A 21,852-nucleotide genomic window follows, 5' to 3' on the forward strand; every position below is an offset into this window, starting at 1 on the left:
TCTCACCTCACCTCGCCTCGGCACGCACTCGCGGCGTCTGCGGCGCGGTGGTGGTCTTTCCGGTCTCCGGTCGATAGATCGCGTACGACGCGGGTGCGTCGGCCACGTCCGGTTCGGTCCATTGTGCGGGCCGGCGGGTCCGGCGTGGGGCGGAGCCTCCACCGCCGTCACCGGCGACGACCGGCTCGGCCTCGGGCACGTGCTCAGTCCCGTCCGAGCGGGTCCGCACCTGCGGCGCGCTCGTGGTCTCCACGCGCGGGCTGGCGTGCACCGGATCCTCGAGCCGGGCCTCCGGCCGCACGTTGATCTGTTCCACCGTGACATCACGCTGCTTGATCCGGCGACTGCCCCGGTCGTCCTCGTCCGTCCCGATCCGCGAGGCCTCACGCAGATCCCGGAAGACCCGCCTTGACCACGAATCGGCTTCCGAGTTGCTCCTGCCACCCATCTGCGTGATCCGCCGGTACGGACGCAGCAACATCCAGCCGACCACTCCACAGAGGAACACCAGCACCACCTGAAGCCATCCGGGCAGCGTCGCCGTACTCATGATCAGGTCAACCGCGAACAGGTAGATCGCTGCCCCGGTCCCGAAGATGGCGATGTTGAAAACGGCCGCGACAACCGCGTTCGCAAGCCGTCGCAATCCCTCGCCGGCAGGCCGTAGCAGCCCCACCGTGCCGAGAATCGGAGCGGCGATAACCGCCCACCGGAAGATCAAAAATCCGAGCAAGACCAGGACGGCAGCAGTGATGTCAAAAAGTGCGAACAGGACGGCGGCAAGCATTGCGATGAAGCCAGCTCCGATTCGCTCCATACCCTTGGTTCCCTGGAGATATTCGTAAGCCTCGGCGTCCTCGCCCTTGATTTGTTCTGCAACTTTCATCCACTGGCGGTTTTTGGCAGCGATAGTGGCATCTCTGTCGTTTGGATTGCTGCGGTGCCTCTCGATCTCTTCCCAGGAGAGGGATCTGGCATCGTAAAGGGCCATGCCGTATTTTTTGGCAGTATCGGTCTCGGAGGAGCCGAGAACGCCTCGAATCCAGTTTTTGTAAAGCATGGACTCGGTGACGGTGTCGCTCGCCCGTACCGCAGGTGGGCGATGATCCTTGCAGGCTTCAGGTGTGCCAAGACGGCAATCTTCTGGCGCGCGGTCTTCAGCGCGAGGGCCGACTGCGTCATGCACGACCCCCAGAGTGGCGATCAAGGTCGAGTCCGCGATGTTTGCGGACTTGACTGGCCATGCGGCTAGTGCGGTGATAACTACCATGACTAGCACTGCCCATCCGACAGTGGTCGTGAGGTTGCTCATGTCGGCCTGCCTAGACCGCCAGAGCAAGTACAAGCCAATGACCGCAAGAGTAACGATTCCGAAAACGGTGAAGACCTTTTCGTATACGGCTCGAGTGGCGTCTTGGACGAGCGGGTCCGCCCATCCCCACATCGTGCCGGGGTCCCATGCGCGTTCGCGGAGGGCATTCGATGCGCCGATGATTGCGGTGGCGACCATGAATTCGCCGTTAGCGACGGTCGTTTCGAATCTGAACTCTGGCGCAATTAACGTCGACATGCAGCCGCCGTCGATATCGTAAGTCGTATAGCTGTAGCCGGCGTAGCCGTACTCACTATAAATGCCCTGTGGTCCTGGTTCGGTCGCTGAAGTCGGGCGACCAGCAAACCAGCCTGCTAGACCGGCATCGGGGGAACCAGGCTTAGGAGCTTTTAAGCACTGTGCCCGCTGCTGGCTTACGTCCGCCAATTTGTCTACGCAAGCACGGAAGTCCGTCTGCCATTCCTCGGTACTACAGAGGTCGCCGGGCGCGGCCACTGACGATATCGGCGCAGCTTGAGCAGGTGACGTGAACGGCCAGCTCACCGTCCCCAGTGCCAGCACCATCAGTGCCAGCACCACCGCGCCAACCCGCCCGCCCCGACGCCCCATCTCAAGCCTCCACATCGCCGGCGAGGTCCAATGCGCCACTGACCGCCGGTGCCGCCGCCGCAGGAGTCGTGTCGAGGTAGTCCAGCAGTCCTTCGACATAACTCACGTCGACCCGCACCTTCTGCACCCGCCCGTCCACATCACGCATGACGAATTCGCGGAACCCCAGCCGTGTAGCCGACGACGTATCGACGTTGGACAGGGACGCCAACGTCGCCTCGTACCCGTCGTTCACCGGCACCCGGAGCAGCCGCAACGCCTCGGATGCGATCTCCTGGTCCTCCGCGATCCGCCCGACGAAGACGGTGGAGACCAGGTTCTGCACGTCGAGCCCGAGAATGTCCCGTGGGTTCTGCGACGCGACCAGCGCGGACAGGTTCCACTTACGCGAGTCGCGCGCGAGCCGGACCAGGAACGAGCGGCCGGAACGCCACCCCTCCATGAAGTGGGCCTCGTCCAGCCCGACCAGCTTGCGTGTCGACATGGACCCGCCGTAGCTGCGCCGGACCGCCAGCCGGTGCGCGGTGTGCAGCATCGGCAGTGCCAGCGACTCCTCCGCCGACCAGTACTCCCGCTCGATCTTGAGGTCCGGCAGTCGCAGCCCGGCCATGGTGATCACGGTGAGTGCGGCGTCGGCGCCGAGCGCGTCCGGCGGGGGCGAGCCGAAGAAGAGCAGCGCGAGCGGCATCTCGGCGGTGTCGAGGAGCAGGTTGGCCAGTTCTTTGCCGTCGTCGTTGTCGAGTTGGGAGAGTGTCTGGACGACGTGGTCGAGCGTGGACGTCTCCTCCGCGGGGACCTGCCGGACCGCGTGCCGCAGCAGCGTGGCGGTGGAGGCCTGGCGGGCGACCTGCGGCGGGACCAGCATGGAGCAGATGTCCTGGACCAGCATGCGACGCTCGGCGCGGGCGTTGGAGACCGCGATCTCGAATTCCCGATCGCCGGCGGCACCGGGTGCGAATTCTGCGCGACGAGGCGTCGGGATCAACGCGTACGGCGCCAGCGTCCCCTGCTCCGAACCGGTCAGGTTCAGCACCCGCGAGTACGGCCGCAGCTCCGGCATCGCGCACAGCCGGGCGAGCGGGCCGGACGGGTCGAGCAGCGTGACCTGCACACCGCGTCGCGCGGCGAGGTAGCCGAGCGCGCCCATCAGCGTCGACTTTCCACCGCCGGGCTCGGCGACGAAGACGGCGAGGCCGGAGCGTTCCCGGATCTCCATCGGGAAGTGCAGGTCGAGGAAGACCGGGCGGCGGCAGGTGCCGGCGGTGCGCCCGATCAGGTCGCCGCGTCGGTCGCCGACCGTGGATGCGGCCTGGGGCAGCGCGGCGGCCAGCAGCCGGACCGGCATGCGCCGTACGTATCCGGTGTTCGCGATCGGCTCGCCGGGGATGAACTCCCGGGCCAGCCAGTCCTGGTTCTTCGGGTGTTGCAGCGAGATCCGCAGCTCGCGTGAGTACATCTGGATCAGGCGCCGGGCCCGCTCCAGGCACTCCTCGCGGGTGCGGCCGCTGACCGCGATGCGGTGCCAGCCGTGCGCGCGGGCGGACTCGACCGGCAGCCCGGTGGTCATCTCGTCGCCGATGTGCAGCGCGCGCTTGGCGAGGCGCTCCAGCTCCGGCGGCGCGTCGATGCCGTGCTCCGCGTAGTCGAGCTGCTGGGAGCGGATCATGCGCAGCCGGTGCTCGAGGTTCCGGAACGAGTCGTTCGGCCCGAGGATGTCGATGCGCGAGGAGAGCTCCATCGGCCAGGGCAGCCGCTCGTGGAAGTGCATCCACGGCTCGTGGCGCTCCGGGATCTCCAGCGGTTCCATCCGGCCGACGGAGAGCACGGCGACGTGCCGTTCCTCGCCGGTCATCCGGTTGACGAGTTTGACGGTGGAGCCGTACGGCGTCCGGTACCGCTCGATCTGCTCGGTGAGCGCGAGCATGTCGCCGCGTTCCCACTGCCCGTTGGTCACGGGGGAGATCGGTCCGGGCGGGGCCATGCCGAGCGCGATCGACCGGTAGAGCAGCCACTCCAGCTCGCCGGGCGTGACCTGCCGCCCGCGCATGCCGAACGCGTTGAGCACCTCGTCGAACTGCTCGACCGTGCGCCCGAGTTTTTTCCGCTCACCTTCGGCGACGCCGCGGCCGAACATCCGCAGGATGCGCTCGCTGAGCGAGTCGCCGAGCGAGCGCCGGGCGAACGTGACGCCCAGGTAGGTCTGGCCCTCGGAGTGGTTGACCGCCATCAGGTGCCGCTGCGCGGAGACGAGGTGGTCGGACCAGGAGGTGCCGCCGGGCACGTCGGGCAGCGGGCGGAGCGTGTTGGTGTCCACGTTGCGCGCCCACTCGTCGGCCGGGAACGGCCGGTTCGTGCGCCGCAGGTGCAGCCGGAAGCCGGCGAGGCCCGCGTACTGCTCGGAGATCGCGCTGAGCAGCGCCTCCCGCTCCGCGTCCGGCCGGAACGCCCAGCGCACCTCGGGCAGCCAGTACCACGCGGTCACGGTGTTCGGCGTGAACGTCAGGTGCCCGGCGATCTCGGTGATCGCGAGCTCGACCGAGGGGTCCCGGTCGTTGAACTTCTTCGGCGCGCGGGCCGGGATGACGAGCTGCTTCTTCTCCTTGGCCGGTTTGCGGGCGGGCCGGCGGTCGCCCTGCCGCACGGCCGGCAGATTCGGCGCCTCCGCGGGTGCGGCGCCGAGCGCCCCGGCAGGTGTCAGCCCGGCCGGCAGCGCAGGATCAAAATCACGATCAGGGGGTACGGCGACGCGCGTACCCACGTCGCTCTGTGCCTGAGGGTGTGGTGGTCCGGCGTGCGGGCCCGGAATCGGCGGCGGCGCGGGCCGCGTCGGACGCCCGTGGGAGCCACCGCGCCCGACCGGTGGACGGCCGCCTCCGCCGCCACCTCCGGTCTGTCGTTCCCGGCCGGGTGCGGGCTGGGCCGCGGACGCACGGCGGTCGCGGGTCTGCCAGCGTCCGGCCGCGTGCTGCGGCGCGCCGGGCTTCCCGCCCTCGGGCCGTGCGGACGCGCTCGGCGAACCGACCCCGGCCGGCTCCGGCTGCGCGGTCGGCGGCGTGGCCTGCGCCGGCGGCGTCATCTTCACCGGCGGCTTGGCGATCTGCGCGGGCGGTGCGACGGCCGCGTCCGGTGCGGAAGACGCGGATGGCACGGAGGGCGCAGGTGGCACGGGAGACGCGGGCGGCGCGGAGGGTGCCGGGCCCGGCTGTGCGGCGGGCACGTGCGTGGCGGCCTCGCCGGGTGCGCCTCCGAAGAGGTCGAGGAAGGGCGAGTCGATGTCGGCGTTGTCGCCGCCGCGGTTCATGGCGGGCCGGCCTCTCACGGGTTGGGGCGCCTGGAAGCGCGCGACGGACCCGTGCCCGGGATTGGTGACGAAGCCGGACTCGGCGGCAAGATCGGGCTCATCGTAGCCGCGCGCCTGCTTACCGTTACCAGGGTTGCCGTTCTGATCTGAGGCCGGGCGCGACGAGCCCGGCTGGGACGACCGCGTCATGCGCTCGCCCCGCCCGAGGGCGTGCGTCGTGGGCCGGGGATCGGACGGTGTCGATTCGTCATACCAGCTCCTCCCGAACGCGGATGCGTGCGGCGACGAGGCGGGGATCCCGCTGCTCGACGGCCGGCTCGCGGGTACGGCGCCAGTCGGTCAGCGCGGTACGGATGACGACACGGGCCGGCCGGTCCGGGTCGACGTAGCGGAAGATGAGAGAGGTGGTGACCATGGCGAGCGCGATCTCCCACGCGGGGAACACCTCGACCTGGAACGTCACCAGCCAGTGCAGGAACATGAACAGCGGCACCAGCAGGACGAACACGCCGTACTGCGCGTAGGACAGGTGGATGGGGAGCGTGTACCCCGGCGGGCCGAGGTAGACGAGCCTCGCCCGGTAGATGTCGTCGTCGGTCCGCAGTCTCATGCTTGCCCCGGGGCCTACTCGCCGGTGAACATCAGCTTGACCAGTGCGTCGCCCAGCACGAACAGCACGCCCGCGCCCGCGATGAAGCCCAGGCCGATGATGGCGATGGCGGAGCTGGTCAGCACCTTCGAGACCTCGCCCTTGCTGGCCCGGCCGATGAAGATCACGCCGAGCACGGCGAGCAGGATCGGAGCGATCTTGCTGGCGAAGAACTTGACGATATTGTCGGTCTTGATGGGCTCCGGCTCGGCGGCGACGATGGACCAGGCGCTGCTGAGCGCGTCGGTGGCCTGCGTGACGAGCTCTATGGCGATCATTGGAGAACCTCCCCAGTCCGCGGCCGGCGTGGTGCCGCGGCACAGCAGTTTGTCAATCCTTGTGGAAGCGCCGGGCGGGCCGCGGATGGCGTCCGCTCAACGTTTCGGTGTCTCCCGTGTGGGTGACTTGGGCGTTTTAAGTATCTTGCCCCGTCTCCTCAAGATTCGACGTCTGAATGCTGCGCAATTGCAAAGCGTACGGCTCGTCACGGTCGCGAACAAGCGTCCTGGTCCGTTACCCGCGGTGCGCACGTGACTGAACGTGAGTCACCGGGATCGTACACCTGTCCGAATAAAATGCGGACAAGATCCACCTTTCCGCCCGTGACCACGCAACCCGATGGTATGACGGAACCGGGCCCGCCAGGGCGTCCGTCACCCGCTCGCTACCGTCTACCCGTGACTGATCTGCACACCCTTCCCGGCCCGGTCATCATGGGGATCTTGAACGTCACCCCGGACTCGTTCTCCGACGGCGGGCGCTACGCCGACCGGTCCGCCGCGGTGGCGCACGGCATCGAGATGCGCACGGACGGCGCGCACGTGATCGACGTCGGTGGTGAGTCCACCCGTCCGGGCGCCGGGCGTGTCGACGCGGCCGAGGAGTCGCGCCGCGTGCTGCCGGTGATCCGCGACCTGGCCGCGGCCGGCGTGCGGGTCAGCATCGACACCACGCGCGCGTCCGTGGCGGCCGCCGCGATCGAGGCCGGGGCCGTGGCGGTCAACGACGTGTCCGGCGGGCTCGCGGATCCGGATATGGCCGCGGTGGTCGCGTCGTCCGGCGTACCGTGGATCCTGATGCACTGGCGTGGGCACTCGCGCGGGATGCAGCAGCTCGCGGTCTATCAGGACGTGGTCGCGGAGGTGCGCGGGGAGCTGTCCCAGCGCGTCGACGCGGCGCTGGCCGCGGGCGTCGCCGCCGAGAAGATCATCATCGACCCCGGCCTCGGCTTCGCGAAGAGCGCGGAGCACAACTGGGCGCTGACCCGCCACCTCGGCGACCTGATCTCGCTCGGCTTCCCGCTGCTCTTCGCGACCAGTCGCAAGTCCTACCTGGGCGCCCTGCTCAGGGGCCCGGACGGCACGCCACGCCCCGCCGGTGAGCGGCGCGACGCGGCCACGGTGGCGACCAGCGTGCTCGCGGTCGCGGCCGGCGCCTGGGGAGTCCGTGTCCACCAGGTCCGGGACACCGCGGACGCCCTGGCGGTGTGGACCGCGAGCGGCGCGCCGAGACTGTCCTCATGAGCGACCTGATCACGCTGCGCGGCCTGCGGGTGCGCGGCCACCACGGCGTCTACGACTTCGAGCGCGCGGAGGGACAGGACTTCCTGATCGACGTGGTGCTGGAGCTGGACCTGTCCCGCGCGGCCGCGTCCGACGACGTCACGGACACCGTCCACTACGGCGAGCTGGCGGAGAGGCTGGTCGCGATCACGGCAGGGGAGCCGGTGAACCTGATCGAGACGCTCGCCGGCCGCCTGGTCACCGCGGCGTTGGCCGACGCGCGTGTGGCGGCCGCGACCGTCACCGTGCACAAGCCGCAGGCCCCGATCCCGCACGAGTTCGCGGACGTCGCGGTCACGCTGCGCCGGAGCCGGCCGTGACGCGCGCGCTGCTTTCGATCGGCGGCAACCTCGGCGACCGGCTGGCGCATCTGCGCGCGGCCGTGGCCGGGCTCGGCGACACCGTGCTGGTGGTCTCCGGCGTGTACGAGACGCCGCCGTGGGGGGACGCGGACCAGCCGTCCTACCTGAACGCGGCCGTGATGGCCGCGTCACCGGGCAACGGGCCGCGCGACTGGCTGGAGACCGCGTGGCGGCTGGAGGCCGCGTCGGGCAGGACCCGCGACCCGGAGCGCCGGTTCGGGCCGCGCACGCTGGACGTGGACGTCATCGCGGTGTGGGACGACGCGGGCGCGCCGATCGTGGCCGACGACCAGGAGCTGACGCTGCCGCATCCGCGCGCCCACCTGCGCGCGTTCGTGCTGCGGCCCTGGATCGACATCGACCCGTTCGGTGTCGTACCCGGTCACGGCGCTCTTGATCTGCTGCTCCGGGAAGGTCCGGCCGCGGCGGACGTCGCAGGAATCGAGCCGAGGCCCGACCTGACGCTAGAGTCGTAAAGGTGAGCGAGCGCAGCGAGCAGGCCCCCAATCCGGCGCCCACACCGCCGACGATGGGCCCGACTCGGGCCTCCACCCTGCTGGTCGCCGCGCTGGCCGCGGCCGCGGTCGGGTGGTTGTTGATCAGTGGGCTCTACTACGGCGACAACGGGCTCTCCATCCCGTGGCTGCCGACCGCCATCATCGCCGCGCTGGCGGTCCTCGAGGCCTACCTGGCGTGGAACACCCGGTCCCGGATCGAGCGGCGGCCCGGTCACGACCCGGTCGAGCCGCTGATGGTGGTCAGGTTCGTGGTGCTGGCCAAGGCGTCCTCGCTGGCGGCGGCGATCTTCGCCGGGTTCAGCGGCGCGATGCTGGTCTGGCTGGCGATCGAGACGACCAAGTCGGCGGCGGAGGATCGGCCGTCCGCGGCGGGCGGCCTGATCGCCTCGGTGGCGCTGATGGCGGCCGCGCTCTGGCTGGAGCGGGCCTGCCGGGTGCCGGAGCAGCCGGACGACGAGAAGCGACCGTGAAAACCCTTGTCCTGACCCCCTGAAGCCCGCGGCGGGGGTGACGGCTGCGCCACCACGCGGGTACGGTGCGTCCGAACGGCCCCGCCACGGCGCGGGCCTACGTGACAACGCAGGCACGGGCGCGGTGCTGCGTCACCACAGGAGGCGCGCGAGATGGCGTACGACGAGCCGGCCTACCGGCAGCGCGGCGGCGGATACAGCCAGCCCGAGCAGGTGTACCGGCCGGAGGGCAGCCACCGGCGGGAGGATCTGCCGGCGGAGGAGTACGCCACCGCCGAGGCACCGCGGGTGTCGCAGGTGGCGCTGGACGACGCGTTCGACGATCCGTACCACGGCGAGGTGGGCCGCGACCGGATGGCCGTCCACTTCCTCTGGGAGTTCGTGCTGCTGCTGGCCGCCGGCGGCCTGGCCTACCTTCTCTACACCAATCAGTCCGACGAGGTGACCGGCGCCGCGCTGGACCGGCTGCTGGTGCAGGGCGCCGCGCTCGGCCTGCTCGCGCTCGGTGCCGGCGCCACGCTGCGCACCGCCGCGCCGAACCTGGCGATCGGCCCGGTCGCGGTCGCGTCCGCGCTGCACTTCGCGGAGAACGGTGACCTCGGCGTGTTCGAGGCGGCCGGCGTGGCCGTGGTGATCGGCGTGCTCGGCGGCCTGATCCTGGCGTTCGTGGTGGTCGGCTTCCACGTGCCCGGCTGGGCCGCGAGCCTGGCCGCGGCGCTGGCCGTGATCGTCTACATCCAGATGCGCTCCGGCCCGGTGAATCTGCAGGGGGACTACGAGCCGACCCGGCACGCGATCTACCTGTTCGGCGGCTTCGCCGGGCTGGCGATCATCGGCGGGCTGCTCGGCCTGATCAAGAACGTCCGGCGGACCGTGGGCCGGTTCCGCCCGGTCGGTGACCCGGCGGCCCGGCGCGGCGTGGGCGGCGGCGTGGTGACCGGGCTCGCGATCATGTTCTCCACCGTGGCCGCGGTGGTGGCCGGTGTGCTGCTCGCGGCCGGGAACGACGCGGCGGTGCAGCCGTCCGTGGGCCTGGAGTGGACCGGCCTGGCGCTCGGCGCGGCGCTGGTCGGCGGCACGTCCGCGTACGGCCGGCGCGGTGGTGTCTTCGGCACCGTGCTCGCGGTCGTCGTCCTGGTCCTCTTCCTCCGCTACCAGGAGCTGGAGAGCTGGGACATCTCGACGTACGCGACGGCCGCGGTCGCGGTCGGCGGCGGTCTGGTGGTCACGCGCCTGGTGGAGACGTTCGGCCGCCCCGCACCCGCGCCGGACACGCAGTGGACCGAGCCCGCGTCCGCGACCACCTGGCAGGCGCCGGAGCCGGAGCCGGGCCCCGCCCCGCGCACCGACCCCTGGGACAGCAGCCGCTGGGGATCCTGAGCCGCGCGCTCACGATCCGGATAGGCTCGGCGGCATGACCGGAGCATCTGCCGAGACCGGGGCCGGCGTCGGCGCGGACCACCCCAGGTTCGCCGCACTCGACGCACTGCCGACCGAGGAACTGCGCCAGCGGGCCTTCGCGCTCGCCGGCAAGCAGCACGACCTGAAGTTCTTCTGGTCGATCGTCGAGCACCTGCCGCACGCGGACGACGCCGCGGAGCGCGACGACGGCCTCAGCTCGATCGGGCCGACGGTGGATCACGCGGTCGCGCTGTGGCGGGAGTTCACCGGCCACAGCTCGTACGGCGAGAACGAGCCGATCCTGCGCGCCGCCTTCATCGACTACCTGCTCAAGAGCGACTGACGTTCCGGCCGGGCTCGGCGAGAGCCCGGCCGGTCACGTTCTACCGCGCGTCCGTGAGCAGCCGGTCCCTGGTCAGCACGCCGACCTCGCGCCCGTCCGAGACGATCCGCACCCGGTCCGTGCCGGCGCCGAGCATCCGGGCCAGCACGTCGTAGAGCGTGGCGCCGAGATCCGCGTCGGGCAGGCCGTTCGCCGGACCGGCCGGCTCCAGCATGTCCTCGCTGACCCGGGTGACGGACAGCCGGCGGATCGCCCGGTCCGTACCCACGAATTCCTGCACGAAGTCCGACGCCGGCGTGCCGAGCAGCTCGGCCGGGGTGGCGAACTGCTCCAGGTGACCGCCCTCGGAGAGCACGGCGATCCGGTCACCGAGCCGGACCGCCTCGTCCAGGTCGTGCGTGACCAGCACGATCGTCTTGCGCACCTCGGCCTGCAGCCGGAGGAACTCCTCCTGCAACCGGGCGCGGACGATCGGGTCCACGGCGGAGAACGGCTCGTCCATCAGCAGCACCACCGGGTCCGCCGCGAGCGCGCGGGCCACGCCGACGCGCTGCCGCTGGCCGCCGGAGAGCTCCTTCGGGTACCGGCCGCCGTAGACCGACGGGTCCAGGCCGACCAGCTCCAGCAGCTCGTCCGCGCGCGCCCGCACGCGTGACCTGGACCATCCGAGCAGCGTGGGTACGGTGCCGACGTTGGTCCGGATGGTCTGGTGCGGGAAGAGGCCGACGTTCTGGATCACGTATCCGATGCGGCGCCGCAGCGGGACCGGGTCGAGTTTCAGCACGTCCTCGCCGTCGATCAGCAGCCGTCCGCCGGTCGGCTCGATCAGTCGGTTGATCATGCGTAGTACGGTCGACTTGCCGCATCCCGAGGGACCGATCAGCACCGCCAGCTCGCCGGCCCGGATCTCCAGGCTCAGCGAGCGCACCGCCTGCGTACCGTCGTCGAAGGTCTTGCTGACCTGTTCGAGCGTGATGGTGGCGGCCTTCTGTCCAGCGGTTTTCCCGCCGGTCACGGTAGGTTCCACGTATGTCCTCTCGGCAATGGATGTTATCGAGCGTGCAGTACGCCGATGCACCCGGCAACCCGTGGTTCTCCTGGCAATATCTGCGGGACAACTCCGACACGGTGGTGTCCGCGCTCGTCGAGCACGTGTCGCTGACCGCCCAGGCGGTAGTGCTCGCGGCGGCGGTCGGACTCCCGCTGGCGGTACTCGCCTACTGGTTCCGGCCGCTCACCGGCCCGATTCTTGCACTCTCCGGCGTGCTCTACACGATCCCGTCGCTGGCCCTGCTCGCCTTCGTGGCGCCGCTGGTCGGCACGACCCGTCCCGCGTCCGTGCTGATCGCGCTGGTCCTCTATGCGCTGCTGCTCATCGTGCGCAACGCGCTGGCCGGGCTGAATCAGCTGCCCACCGAGGTGCTGGACGCGGCCCAGGGGATGGGCTACGGCCGGTTCGCCCGGCTGTTCCGGGTGGATCTGCCGCTCGCGGTCCCGGCGATCCTGACCGGCCTGCGGCTGGCGACCGTCTCCACGGTGGCGCTGGTCACGGTCGGTTCGCTGATCGGGTACGGCGGCCTCGGCGACCTCATCCTCGGCGGCTTCCGGAACAACTTCTACAAGGCGGAGATCCTCACCGGCACCGTGCTCTGCGTGGCGCTCGGCCTGCTGCTGGACCTGCTGCTGGCCGGCGTCGGCCGCCTGCTCATGCCGTGGACGAGAGGAGCCCGCCGATGAACGCGATCGAGCAGGCGATCACCTGGCTCAACGACCCGCTGAACTGGACGAACCCGGGCGGCATCCTGGACCGGCTGGGCGAGCATCTCTGGATCTCGTTCGCCGCCGTGCTGATCGGGTGCGTGGTGGCCTGGCCGATCGGCCTCTGGCTGGGGCACGCCGGCCGGGGCGGCGGCGTGGTGGTGCTGATCTCCAACGTGACGCTCGCCATCCCGACCGTGGCGCTGCTGACCATCCTGCCGCTGACCGCGCTCGGCTTCGGCCGGCCGCCGGTCATCCTGGCGCTGGCCGTGTTCGCGGTGCCGCCGCTGCTGGCCAACGCGTACACCGGTGTCCGGGAGATCGACCCGGAGGCGCGGGACGCCGCACGGGGCATGGGGCTGTCCGGCTTCCAGCTGCTGACCAGGGTGGAGCTGCCGCTGGCCGTGCCGTTCCTGGCGACCGGGTTCCGTACCGCGTCCGTGCAGGTGGTGGCCACGGCCGCGCTGGCGTCGTTCGTGAACGGCGGCGGGCTCGGCCAGATCATCAGCGCCGGCTTCGGCCTGGGCATGTCGGTCGGCGGCGGGCAGATCCTGGCCGGCGCGCTGCTGGTGGCGCTGCTGGCGCTCAGCATCGAGGGCCTGCTGGCGCTCGTCGAGCGCGCGCTGACGCCCCGCCCGCTGCGCCGCGCACGCCGGAGCCGCCGCCGTCCGGCAACGTCCTGAGCACCGCGGATGTGGGCGAGATCCCGGAATAAAAACAAAGAAGTTTCAATCATTAACGGGTACGGAAATGGATCATGACGATCCGGCCACAACTGACGGTGAAAGTTGTCGTACTCGTCGGTGAGGATGTTGGGTGATACAGCGCGGGCGGTGTTGACCAGGTCATCCGCCCGTCGGACACGCGGCCGTTCCCGTCCGGGAGCGCGCCGGGACACGGGAGGCGGGCAAGGATGAGATATACGCGTCTTGCCGTCAGCGCGCTCGGCGCGCTCGCGGCGGCAACGATTCTGAGCGCCTGCGGCGAGGCCGGCTCGTCCGGCACCGAGGCTCCGGCCAGCGCGGCCGCGGGCGCCGGCTGCGCGGGCGTGGCGGGCACCTCGCTGGTGGTGCTCAAGGACGACAAGGCCCTGCAGAACACGGACAACGTGCTGCCCGCGATCAACAAGGCCGCGGCCACGCCGGAGCTGGTCGCGGCGCTGGACAAGGTGTCCGAGGCGCTGGACACCACGAAACTGATCGCGCTGAACAAGGCGGTCGACGTCGACCGCAAGACGCCCAAGGTCGCGGCGGACGAGTTCGCGGCCACCGCGGGCATCACCACCGGCATCGCGAAGGGCCCGGGGGGCGACATCAAGATCGGGGCGGCCAACTTCAGCGAGAACCAGACGCTCGCCGAGCTCTACAACATCGCGCTCACCGCGGCGGGCTACACCGTCACGGTCCAGCAGATCGGCAACCGGGAGCTGTACGAGCCCGCGCTGGAGAAGGGCGAGATCCAGGTCGTTCCGGAGTACGCGGCCACGCTCGCGGACTTCCTGAACGGCAAGGTCAACGGCAAGGACGCGGCGGCGGTCTCCTCGCCCGACCTGACCGCGACCACCACCGCGCTCGCGGGCCTGGGCGACAAGGTCGGCCTGTCCTTCGGCAAGCCCTCCGCCGCGCAGGACCAGAACGCGTTCGCGGTCACCAAGGAGTTTGCGGACAAGTACGAGCTGACCACGCTCAGCGACCTGGCCGCGAAGTGCTCCGGCACGGCGACCGTGCTCGGCGGCCCGGCGGAGTGCCCGCAGCGGCCGAAGTGCCAGGCCGGTCTGGTCAGCGTCTACAGCTTCCAGGCCGGGCAGTTCAGCTCGCTGGACGCCGGCGGCGCCCAGACGAAGAACGCGCTGAAGACCGGCACCGTCTCGGTCGGCCTGGTCTTCTCCTCCGACGGCGAACTCGCTGTGAGTTAACCGCCAGTAAATTTTTCGAACCGGCGTCATCGATCCTGCTCAGGGCATCGATGGCGCCGGATTTCGCTATCCGAGGCCGTTTCGCTATTCGGGAACTCTCGGTAGGCTTCAGCGCTATGCCAGCCCCTGAAACGGTGGAGGAGCGGGCGAACCCACGCCTGTTGCAAGGCCTGCTCTGGGCCGGTGTCGGCCTCGCGCCCCTTGCGGCGTTGCTCCTGCTCTTCGGCGACGGCACCGGCACGATGCGGGTCGCCATCCTCGTCGTCCTCGTGTCGGTCGTGCTGATCGGCGTCTCGGTCACCCTGCGTGGTGGATCGGGTGCGTCGCGAGTCGATCTCGAAGAGGCGATGGTCGAGGAGATGGTCCGGCTGCGCGCCGAGGTCCGCAGCGAGATCGCCAACGCGACCCGGGTCGGTCAGGCCGCCTCCAACCAGCGGCTGCAGGCGCTCGGCGCCGCCGTCGACGGGCTGCAGGCCCAGATCGCCGCCGCGGTGGAGAACAACAACGCGATCGACGCCGTGGTCGAGGCGCAGCCCGCCCGCGCCGCGATCGGCGCCTCCGCGTCGGTGCCGACTCCGTCGGAGCCGGTCGGCCGCGCGACGGCCTCCGCGGGTTACGCCCGCGCCTCGGTCACACCGCCCGCGGCCGAGAACCCGGTCGACTACGGCCGCCGCGGCGGTTACCCGACGCCGGCCCAGGAGAACACGTACAACGCGGACGACGAGGACACCTACACGCCGCGCCGGGCGCAGGCGGACGACGCCGGCGGCTACACCGGCCGCCGCTCCGCCGCGGTCGAGCCGGACGAGATCTACGGCGCGAACTCCTACCGCACCTCCTACGGCGACGACCGGAGCAGCCGCGACGACCGGAGCAGCCGCGACGACCGGAGTGACCGCAGCCGCCGGTCCGGGGACGACCGCCGCGACGACTACGGGCAGGACGACCGGTCCGGCTACGAGCGCTCCGGCTACGACCAGGACGGCTACGGCCGTGCCCGCCAGGACGAGGACCGCTACGACCGCCCCCGCGGCTACGACCAGGAGGAGAACCGGCGCGACCGCCGCGCCGACGAGCCCGGCCGGGCCAGCGCGTCCGCCGCCGTCGGCCGGCCCGCCGGCGGCCGTGCCCAGGTCGGTCGCGGCCAGCTGGCCGGCGGGATCGTGCGGCACACCGAGACCGTGCACGTCACCACGCGCTCGACGATCGTGGACCCGCGCGGCGACAGCGGCTCGCTCTACGGCACCGGCGAGTTCAACGGCCCGCGCGGCGACTACGGCGACGACTACGGCCGGGACGCCACGCCCGACCGCGGCCGCCGGGCCCGCAACTTCGACCCGGGCGCGCGCGACTTCGACCCGGCGTTCCGCGAGCTTCGCGGCGGTGGCTACGGCGACGACCAGGACCGCGAGGAGAACACGGCGGACGTGGGCCGGCGTGCCGCACGGCCCGGCCAGCCCAGCTGGGGCGAGCAGCCCGAGCGCGTGGAGCCGAATCCGTACGAGCGCCGTGAACAGCCCAATCCGTACGAGCGGCCCGCGCTGGAGGCATCCGCGGAGCCGAGCTGGTCGCAGGTGCGCCAGGAGGGCGACCGCTACGCCGCGGTCCGGCAGGACGAGCGCGGCCAGGAGCTGCGCATCGGCGAGCGACGGTCCAGCGTGCGCTCCGACGAGGACGGCACGGAGATGCGCGTCGAGGACCGCTGGGCCTCGGTCCGCCGCGACGACCGTGCGCCGAACCCGAACCCGAACCCGTACGACCGGGGCGAACGCGGTCAGACCGGTCAGATGCGCCGGGTCGTCGACCAGGGCCCGCGCACCGGGCAGATCCCGCGCGTTATCGATCAGGGCCCGCGGACCGGCCAGATCCCGCGCATCCCCGGCGAGGACCCGCAGCCGTGGCGCACCCAGCAGCGCGGCGGCCGGCGGGAGGAGCCGTGGCGCGTCGGCCCGGCCGAGCCCGTGCAGGACAACCGTTACGACGACGGCCGGTACGACGAGCCCCGCGGACGCTACGAGGAGCCGCGGGGCCGTTACGAGGAGCCGCGTGGCCGGTACGACGACGACTGGCGTGCCGGCCGGGGCGACTACCGCGAGCCGCCGCAGGACGACCGTGGCCGCCAGCAGCAGCCCCCGCCGCAGCGCCTCGACCCGTCCAGCCTCTACGGCGAGGTCAGCCAGTTCACCGGCGACCAGCGCGCGATCTCCGCCATCGAATGGGACCGCGAGGACTACCGCCGGAGGTAGAGAAGGCTACTTGTCGATGTCCCCCACCACGAAGAACATCGACCCGAGAATCGCGATCAGGTCCGGGACCAGGCAGCCCGGGAGCAGCGTCGACAGCGCCTGCACGTTCGCGTAGGACGCCGTCCGCAGCTTCAGCCGCCACGGGGTCTTCTCCCCGCGCGACACCAGGTAGTACCCGTTGATCCCGAGCGGATTCTCCGTCCACGCGTACGTGTGCCCCTCCGGCGCCTTCACCACCTTCGGCAGTCGCACGTTGACCGGCCCGGTGATCCGGTCGACCCGGTCCAGGCACTGCTGCGCGAGGTCCAGCGACGCGTACACCTGGTCGAGCAGCACCTCGAAGCGCGCGTGGCAGTCGCCGGTCTCCCGTGTCACCACCGGCACGGAGAGCTCGCCGTAGGCCAGGTACGGCTCGTCGCGCCGCAGGTCCAGGTCCAGCCCGGAGGCGCGCGCGACCGGCCCGGACGCGCCGAACGCGGCCGCGTCCTCCGCGCTGAGCACGCCCACGCCCACGGTCCTGGCCAGGAAGATCTCGTTGCACCGGATCAGGTGGTCCAGGTCCGGCATGCGTGTGCGCACCGCGTCGATCGCGGCCCGCGCGCGCCCGGTCCAGCCGTACGGCACCTCCTCCTTCAGGCCGCCGACCCGGTTGAACATGAAGTGCATGCGCCCGCCGGAGACCTCCTCCATCACGGCCTGCAGCACCTCCCGCTCCCGGAACGCGTAGAACATCGGCGTGATCGCGCCGATCTCCAACGGGTACGACCCCAGGAACATCAGGTGGTTGAGCACCCGGTTCAGCTCCGCGAGCGCGGTGCGCAGCCAGATCGCGCGCTCCGGCACCTCCAGGCCCATCAGCCGCTCGACCGCGAGCACCACGCCCAGCTCGTTGGAGAACGCGGAGAGCCAGTCGTGCCGGTTCGCCAGCACGATGATCTGCCGGTAGTCGCGCACCTCGAACAGCTTCTCCGCGCCGCGGTGCATGTAGCCGACGATCGGCTCGCAGGCGACCACGCGCTCGCCGTCCAGCACCAGCTTGAGTCGCAGCACGCCGTGCGTGGAGGGATGCTGCGGCCCGATGTTGAGCACCATGTCCGCGGTGTCGAGCCCGGCCTGCGTTCCGACGGTCATCTCGCGCAGCTGCGACGTCATGTGCCCATGCTGCCATCCCCGGCCCCGAACGGGTGCGCCACGCCGATCGCCTGCACCAGCCACCAGTGGCCGCCCAGCCCGGCCGGGTCGAGCAGTTCGCCCAGCTCAGAGGCGTTTGCCAGCGCGCGAACGTACCCACCGGGGTCGGTCGAGGCCAGGCCGATCGGTGGTCGCGTCCCGTCGGCCCCGAGCGCTTGCAGCGCTCTTCTCTGGACCATCAGCCGGTACGGATCCCCGTCCCTCTTCTCCCTCACGAGGGATGCGATCCCGGCCTCGGCCACGGCGTCCATGGCGACGTGTGCCGTGATGTCCGTGCTGCCGTCCGCGCGCGGTGGCACCTGACGCCCGTCGCGGTACCCGGTGAGCGTGCCGTCGCGCGGCCGCCCGTCCCGCACATGTCCATAGTCGACGGCGACCGCGACGCCTCGGGACACCGCACGCACGGCCGACGCCCACGCCAGATCCCGCGCGCGCCCGGCCTCGGCCCGCGCGCCCGGCGGCAGCGGCGGGTACCAGCGCGCCAGCCATGCCGCGTCCTCCGCGGAGACCGCCGGCCCGAGCGAGTCGTCGGTCAGCACGTACCGGAACCCGGACGACCCGGCCTCGGCCACGTCGCACGGCACGTTGTCCAGCCACTCCGTCGCGATCAGCGCGCCCACGATCCCGTCCGGCACGCTGTCCGTCCACGCGATCTCCGGTGGCAGGCCGTCCGGCCGCCCGGCCAGGTCGACGCCGGTCAGCCGCAGCCGCCCGCCGAAGTCCGCCCGATGCGGGGCGATCGCGGCCAGCAGTTCACCCCGCCCGGCGCCGACGTCGACCACCGGGAAGGGATCGGGGTGCCCGAGCGCCTCGTCCACCCGGACCAGCAGCCGCCGCATCAGGCCGGCGAACGCGGGTGACGCGTGCACGCTGGTCCGGAAGTGCCCGCGCGGGCCGCTCGCGCCCGGCCGCGTGAAGAATCCGTCCGGCCCGTAGAGCGCGGACTCCATCGCAACCGACCATCGAAGCCTGTTCATATCGAGTTCAGGAGGCGTCATCGTGGACACCCTACGGTCGCGACACATGCGATCCTCTTCTCTTCCGGCGGCGGGCGCGGCTCTCGTCGTACCCCTGATGCTCCTGACGACGACCGCGAATCCGGCGGCGGCGCACGGGCCGCGACCCATCGCGACACCGGCCGCGTCCGTGGAGACGCCGGCGCTGCACGACGACGAGGCCGGCGGCAACGCGGACGCGGACGACCCCGCGATCTGGGTCAATCCGGTCGACAGGACCAGGAGCCGCGTCATCGCCACGGCGAAGAACGGCGGCCTGCGCGTCTACGACCTGCGCGGACGTGAGCTGCAATCGATCGAGACGCCACCCGCGCCCGGCCCGGACGACGAGGCCGGCCGGTTCAACAACGTGGACATCGTCGAGGGCGTCCGGCTCGGCGGCAGGCTGGTGGACGTGGCCGCGGTCAGCGACCGGGGCCGTGACCAGCTGCGTTTCTACGCGATCGACGTGCGCACCGGCCTGCTCACGGACGTGACCGCGGCGGACGTGCCGTTCGCGTTCAACGCCACCCAGGCGGAGGTGAACGCGCAGCGCACCGCCTACGGCCTGGACGTGATCGCGGGCGGATATCTGCTGGTCAGCCGCCGCAGCACGCCCGAGGTCGGCACCTTCACGCTGGAGGTCCGCAACGGCAGGATCGGCTATCGCGCGGTGGACCGGCTGACGCTGCCGTCCACGTTCACGCTGCCGGACGGCAGCCACTGGGCGCCGTGCGCGGACCCGGGTGACGGCCCGCAGGTCGAGGGCGTGGTGGCGGACCCGGAGAACGGCGTCGCCTATCTGGCGCAGGAGGACGTGGCGCTCTGGCGGGTGCCGATCCGCGACGGCCGCTTTACCGGCCGCCCGGTCACGGTGGAGAAGGTGCGCGAGTTCGGCATCCCGGCGAGCTACGACGAGGCGACCGAGGAGTGCGTGGTCGACTACGACGCGGACCCGGGCTTCGGGGGCAGGATCGCGGCGGACGTGGAGGGACTGACCATCGCCCGGCACACGCTCGTGGTGTCCAGCCAGGGCGACAACACGTTCTACACGTACGACCGGCGCACGAACCGGCCGATCGGGCACTTCGCCGTGACAGACGGCCCGTACGCCGACGGCTCGGAGGAGTGCGACGGCGCGGCCGTGACCGGGACGCCGCTGCCCGGATTCCCCGGCGGCCTGCTGGTGGTGCACGACGGGCGGAACGCGCCGGACGGCGGCACGAACTTCAAGTTCGTCGATGCGGGCTTCCTGCGCTGAGTACGCTGCCACGACCGTCCGGGCCCGCCCGGACGGTCGTGGTGAAGGTTTTCACACACGCTTGTATCAGCTCTGAAACACTGGCGCATACTGGCCCCGACCGGTACCCACCTTTCGAGGACTGGATCGCTGACATGGCCGCATCGATGCGCCGCCCTTCCATCGCCAGGCCCGTGAAGACCGAGGCCGCCACGCTGACCGTCGGGATCATCGGCGCGGGCCGGGTGGGCGCCACGCTCGGCGCCGCGCTGGCCGCCGCCGGCCACCGCGTGATCGCCGCCTCCGGAACCTCCGACGCCACCACCGAGCGGATAGACCGGCTGCTGCCGGACACCGCCCACCTGCCACCCAACCAGGTCGCCCGCGCGGCCACGGACCTGCTGATCATCGCCGTGCCGGACGACGCGACCGCGGCCGTGACGCGCGGTCTCGCGGACGACGGCGCGCTGCGCCCCGGCCAGGTCGTCGCGCACACGTCCGGCGCGCACGGGCTCGCGCAGCTCGACCCCGCGGTCGCGCGCGGCGCACGGCCGCTCGCGCTGCACCCGGCGATGACGTTCACCGGCCGGCCGGAGGATCTGGCCCGGCTGCGCGGCATCTCCTACGGCGTCACCACGCGCGCTGACGTCCGGCCGTTCGCCGAGTGCCTGGTCGCGCAGCTCGGCGGCGCGGTCGAGTGGATCCGCGACCGCGACCGCGCGCTCTACCACGCCGCGCTCGCCCACGGCGCGAACCACCTGGTCACGCTGGTCAACGACGCGCTGGACCGGCTGCGCGACGCCGGCGTGCGGCATCCGGAACGGGTGCTGGCGCCGCTGCTCCGTGCCTCGCTGGAGAACACGCTGCTCCTCGGCGACGCGGCGCTGACCGGCCCGGTCTCGCGCGGCGACGCCGGCACCGTGGCCCGCCACCTCGCGGAGCTGACCGAGGCCGCGCCGGATTCGGTCGCGGTCTATCGGGCGCTGGCCCGCCGCACCGCCGACCGGGCGATCTCCGCCGGCCGGCTCCGACCCGTCGACGCCGAGCCGCTGCTCGGCGTCCTCGCCGACGCCCGGGAGGGCACCCCGCATGACGACCTCTGAGCTGGTCAAGACGGTTGCCGACCTCGCCGACGCGCGGGCGAAGCTGACCGGCCGCGTCGCGGTGGTGATGACCATGGGCGCGCTGCACGACGGCCACGAGGCGCTGCTGCGCGCGGCCCGGGAGCGCGCGGACCACGTGATCACCACGATCTTCGTGAACCCGCTGCAGTTCGGCCCGGCCGAGGATCTGGACCGTTACCCGCGCACGCTCGAGTCCGACCTGGAGATCTGCGCGCGGGCCGGCGCCGACCTGGTCTTCGCGCCGTCCGCCCGGGAGATGTACCCGGACGGCCCGCCGCAGGTCCGGCTCAACCCGGGCCCGCTCGGCGAGGAGCTGGAGGGCGCGAGCCGGCCCGGCTTCTTCCACGGCGTGCTCACCGTGGTGCTCAAGCTGCTCCAGCTGACCCGCCCGGACCTGACGTTCTTCGGCGAGAAGGACTACCAGCAGCTCACGCTGGTCACCCGGATGGTCCGCGACCTGAACGTGCCGGTCGAGGTGGTCGGCGTCCCGACCGTCCGAGAGCCGGACGGCCTGGCCCTGTCCAGCCGCAACCGCTACCTCTCCGCGGACGAGCGGGTGGCCGCGCTCGCGCTCTCCGCCGGCCTGCGTGCCGCCTCGGAGGCCGCCGCCGCGGGCAGCTCCGCGTCCGACGCGCTCGCGGTCGCACATGCCAAGATCACAAATGAGCCGGGGGTACGACTCGACTACCTGGTCCTGCTCGCCCCGGATCTCGGCCCCGCGCCCGAGCACGGACCGGCGCGCCTGTTGGTCGCCGCGCGGACCGGCACCACCCGGCTGATCGACAACATTCCGATAGAACTGCTCTGACCTGTATAAACGCGGTGATGCCGCGCG

General features: G+C 71.5%; 19 protein-coding genes and 1 pseudogene. 13 read left to right on the top strand and 7 right to left on the bottom strand.

All coding sequences use genetic code 11. From position 1 onward, the window contains the following. Positions 1-7: 7 nt before the first annotated feature. Genes OP04_RS31710 through OP04_RS31725 form a run of 4 tightly spaced genes read right to left on the bottom strand, consistent with a single transcriptional unit; the run spans position 8 to position 6,170 of the window. The gene (locus OP04_RS31710) at positions 8-1,942 is read right to left on the bottom strand and encodes an MFS transporter (RefSeq protein WP_033343542.1); all 1,935 of its coding nucleotides are present in this window, start codon (positions 1,940-1,942) and stop codon (positions 8-10) included. A 1-nt stretch (position 1,943) separates the two neighbouring features. After that, positions 1,944-5,432 (bottom strand): ATP-binding protein, encoded by a 3,489-nt coding sequence (locus OP04_RS31715; protein WP_033343543.1) that lies wholly within the window; start codon positions 5,430-5,432, stop codon positions 1,944-1,946. Positions 5,433-5,490: 58 nt separating this feature from the next. Then, entirely contained in the window at positions 5,491-5,853 is a 363-nt protein-coding gene (locus OP04_RS31720; protein ID WP_033343544.1) for a hypothetical protein, read from the bottom strand. Between the two features lie 14 nt (positions 5,854-5,867). After that, on the bottom strand, positions 5,868-6,170 hold the full coding sequence (locus OP04_RS31725; protein ID WP_033343545.1) for a hypothetical protein: 303 nt from the start codon (positions 6,168-6,170) through the stop codon (positions 5,868-5,870). Between the two features lie 435 nt (positions 6,171-6,605). Between OP04_RS31725 and folP the strand changes: the two genes are divergently transcribed. From folP to OP04_RS31755, 6 genes are all read left to right on the top strand, one after another. After that, positions 6,606-7,415: a dihydropteroate synthase gene (folP, locus tag OP04_RS31730; protein ID WP_232323814.1), complete on the top strand. Its 810-nt coding sequence runs from the start codon at positions 6,606-6,608 to the stop codon at positions 7,413-7,415. Further along, the gene (folB, locus tag OP04_RS31735; RefSeq protein ID WP_033343618.1) at positions 7,412-7,774 is read left to right on the top strand and encodes a dihydroneopterin aldolase; all 363 of its coding nucleotides are present in this window, start codon (positions 7,412-7,414) and stop codon (positions 7,772-7,774) included. Before folP ends, folB begins: the two co-directional genes overlap by 4 nt. After that, positions 7,771-8,292 carry a 2-amino-4-hydroxy-6-hydroxymethyldihydropteridine diphosphokinase gene (gene folK, locus OP04_RS31740; RefSeq protein ID WP_033343547.1) on the top strand — a complete coding sequence of 174 codons (522 nt, stop codon included), beginning with the start codon at positions 7,771-7,773 and terminating at the stop codon, positions 8,290-8,292. Before folB ends, folK begins: the two co-directional genes overlap by 4 nt. Before the next feature lie 53 nt (positions 8,293-8,345). After that, positions 8,346-8,804 (top strand): DUF3180 domain-containing protein, encoded by a 459-nt coding sequence (locus tag OP04_RS31745; protein WP_051799416.1) that lies wholly within the window; start codon positions 8,346-8,348, stop codon positions 8,802-8,804. A 153-nt stretch (positions 8,805-8,957) separates the two neighbouring features. After that, the gene (locus OP04_RS31750) at positions 8,958-10,184 is read left to right on the top strand and encodes an ABC transporter permease (RefSeq protein ID WP_051799400.1); all 1,227 of its coding nucleotides are present in this window, start codon (positions 8,958-8,960) and stop codon (positions 10,182-10,184) included. A gap of 34 nt (positions 10,185-10,218) precedes the next feature. Further along, positions 10,219-10,548 (top strand): hypothetical protein, encoded by a 330-nt coding sequence (locus tag OP04_RS31755; RefSeq protein WP_033343549.1) that lies wholly within the window; start codon positions 10,219-10,221, stop codon positions 10,546-10,548. Positions 10,549-10,588: 40 nt separating this feature from the next. Here OP04_RS31755 and OP04_RS31760 read toward each other — a convergent pair whose 3' ends face one another. Next, positions 10,589-11,575, bottom strand: a complete 987-nt coding sequence (locus tag OP04_RS31760) for an ABC transporter ATP-binding protein (protein ID WP_051799401.1) — start codon at positions 11,573-11,575, stop codon at positions 10,589-10,591. Between the two features lie 32 nt (positions 11,576-11,607). Here OP04_RS31760 and OP04_RS31765 point away from each other — a divergent pair, with 32 nt between their 5' ends. The 4 genes and pseudogenes from OP04_RS31765 (at position 11,608) to OP04_RS31780 (ending at position 16,467) form a co-directional block, all read left to right on the top strand. Continuing rightward, positions 11,608-12,285, top strand: a complete 678-nt coding sequence (locus OP04_RS31765) for an ABC transporter permease (RefSeq protein WP_232323809.1) — start codon at positions 11,608-11,610, stop codon at positions 12,283-12,285. Then, entirely contained in the window at positions 12,282-12,989 is a 708-nt protein-coding gene (locus OP04_RS31770) for an ABC transporter permease (RefSeq protein ID WP_033343552.1), read from the top strand. Before OP04_RS31765 ends, OP04_RS31770 begins: the two co-directional genes overlap by 4 nt. 136 nt (positions 12,990-13,125) lie before the next feature. Next, positions 13,126-14,221 (top strand): annotated as a pseudogene (locus OP04_RS31775) (glycine betaine ABC transporter substrate-binding protein). A 116-nt stretch (positions 14,222-14,337) separates the two neighbouring features. Next, on the top strand, positions 14,338-16,467 hold the full coding sequence (locus OP04_RS31780) for a hypothetical protein (protein WP_157240643.1): 2,130 nt from the start codon (positions 14,338-14,340) through the stop codon (positions 16,465-16,467). 6 nt (positions 16,468-16,473) lie between these two features. Here OP04_RS31780 and OP04_RS31785 read toward each other — a convergent pair whose 3' ends face one another. Together OP04_RS31785 and OP04_RS31790 are read right to left on the bottom strand one after the other, a co-directional pair. Continuing rightward, positions 16,474-17,619, bottom strand: a complete 1,146-nt coding sequence (locus OP04_RS31785; RefSeq protein ID WP_033343555.1) for an NADH-quinone oxidoreductase subunit D — start codon at positions 17,617-17,619, stop codon at positions 16,474-16,476. After that, positions 17,616-18,656 carry an SAM-dependent methyltransferase gene (locus tag OP04_RS31790; protein WP_051799402.1) on the bottom strand — a complete coding sequence of 347 codons (1,041 nt, stop codon included), beginning with the start codon at positions 18,654-18,656 and terminating at the stop codon, positions 17,616-17,618. Before OP04_RS31790 ends, OP04_RS31785 begins: the two co-directional genes overlap by 4 nt. A 25-nt stretch (positions 18,657-18,681) precedes the next feature. Here OP04_RS31790 and OP04_RS31795 point away from each other — a divergent pair, with 25 nt between their 5' ends. The 3 genes from OP04_RS31795 to panC all read left to right on the top strand — a co-directional run bounded on the left by OP04_RS31795 (position 18,682) and on the right by panC (position 21,825). Beyond that, positions 18,682-19,914 carry a phytase gene (locus OP04_RS31795; protein WP_033343556.1) on the top strand — a complete coding sequence of 411 codons (1,233 nt, stop codon included), beginning with the start codon at positions 18,682-18,684 and terminating at the stop codon, positions 19,912-19,914. Positions 19,915-20,048: 134 nt separating this feature from the next. Next, positions 20,049-20,996, top strand: coding sequence for a Rossmann-like and DUF2520 domain-containing protein (locus OP04_RS31800; RefSeq protein WP_033343557.1), 948 nt, complete (start codon positions 20,049-20,051; stop codon positions 20,994-20,996). Next, positions 20,983-21,825, top strand: coding sequence for a pantoate--beta-alanine ligase (panC, locus tag OP04_RS31805; RefSeq protein ID WP_033343558.1), 843 nt, complete (start codon positions 20,983-20,985; stop codon positions 21,823-21,825). Before OP04_RS31800 ends, panC begins: the two co-directional genes overlap by 14 nt. The last annotated feature ends 27 nt before the right edge of the window (positions 21,826-21,852 follow it).

The sequence above is a fragment of the Catenuloplanes japonicus genome, assembly GCF_000717135.1.
Lineage (GTDB): Bacteria > Actinomycetota > Actinomycetes > Mycobacteriales > Micromonosporaceae > Catenuloplanes > Catenuloplanes japonicus.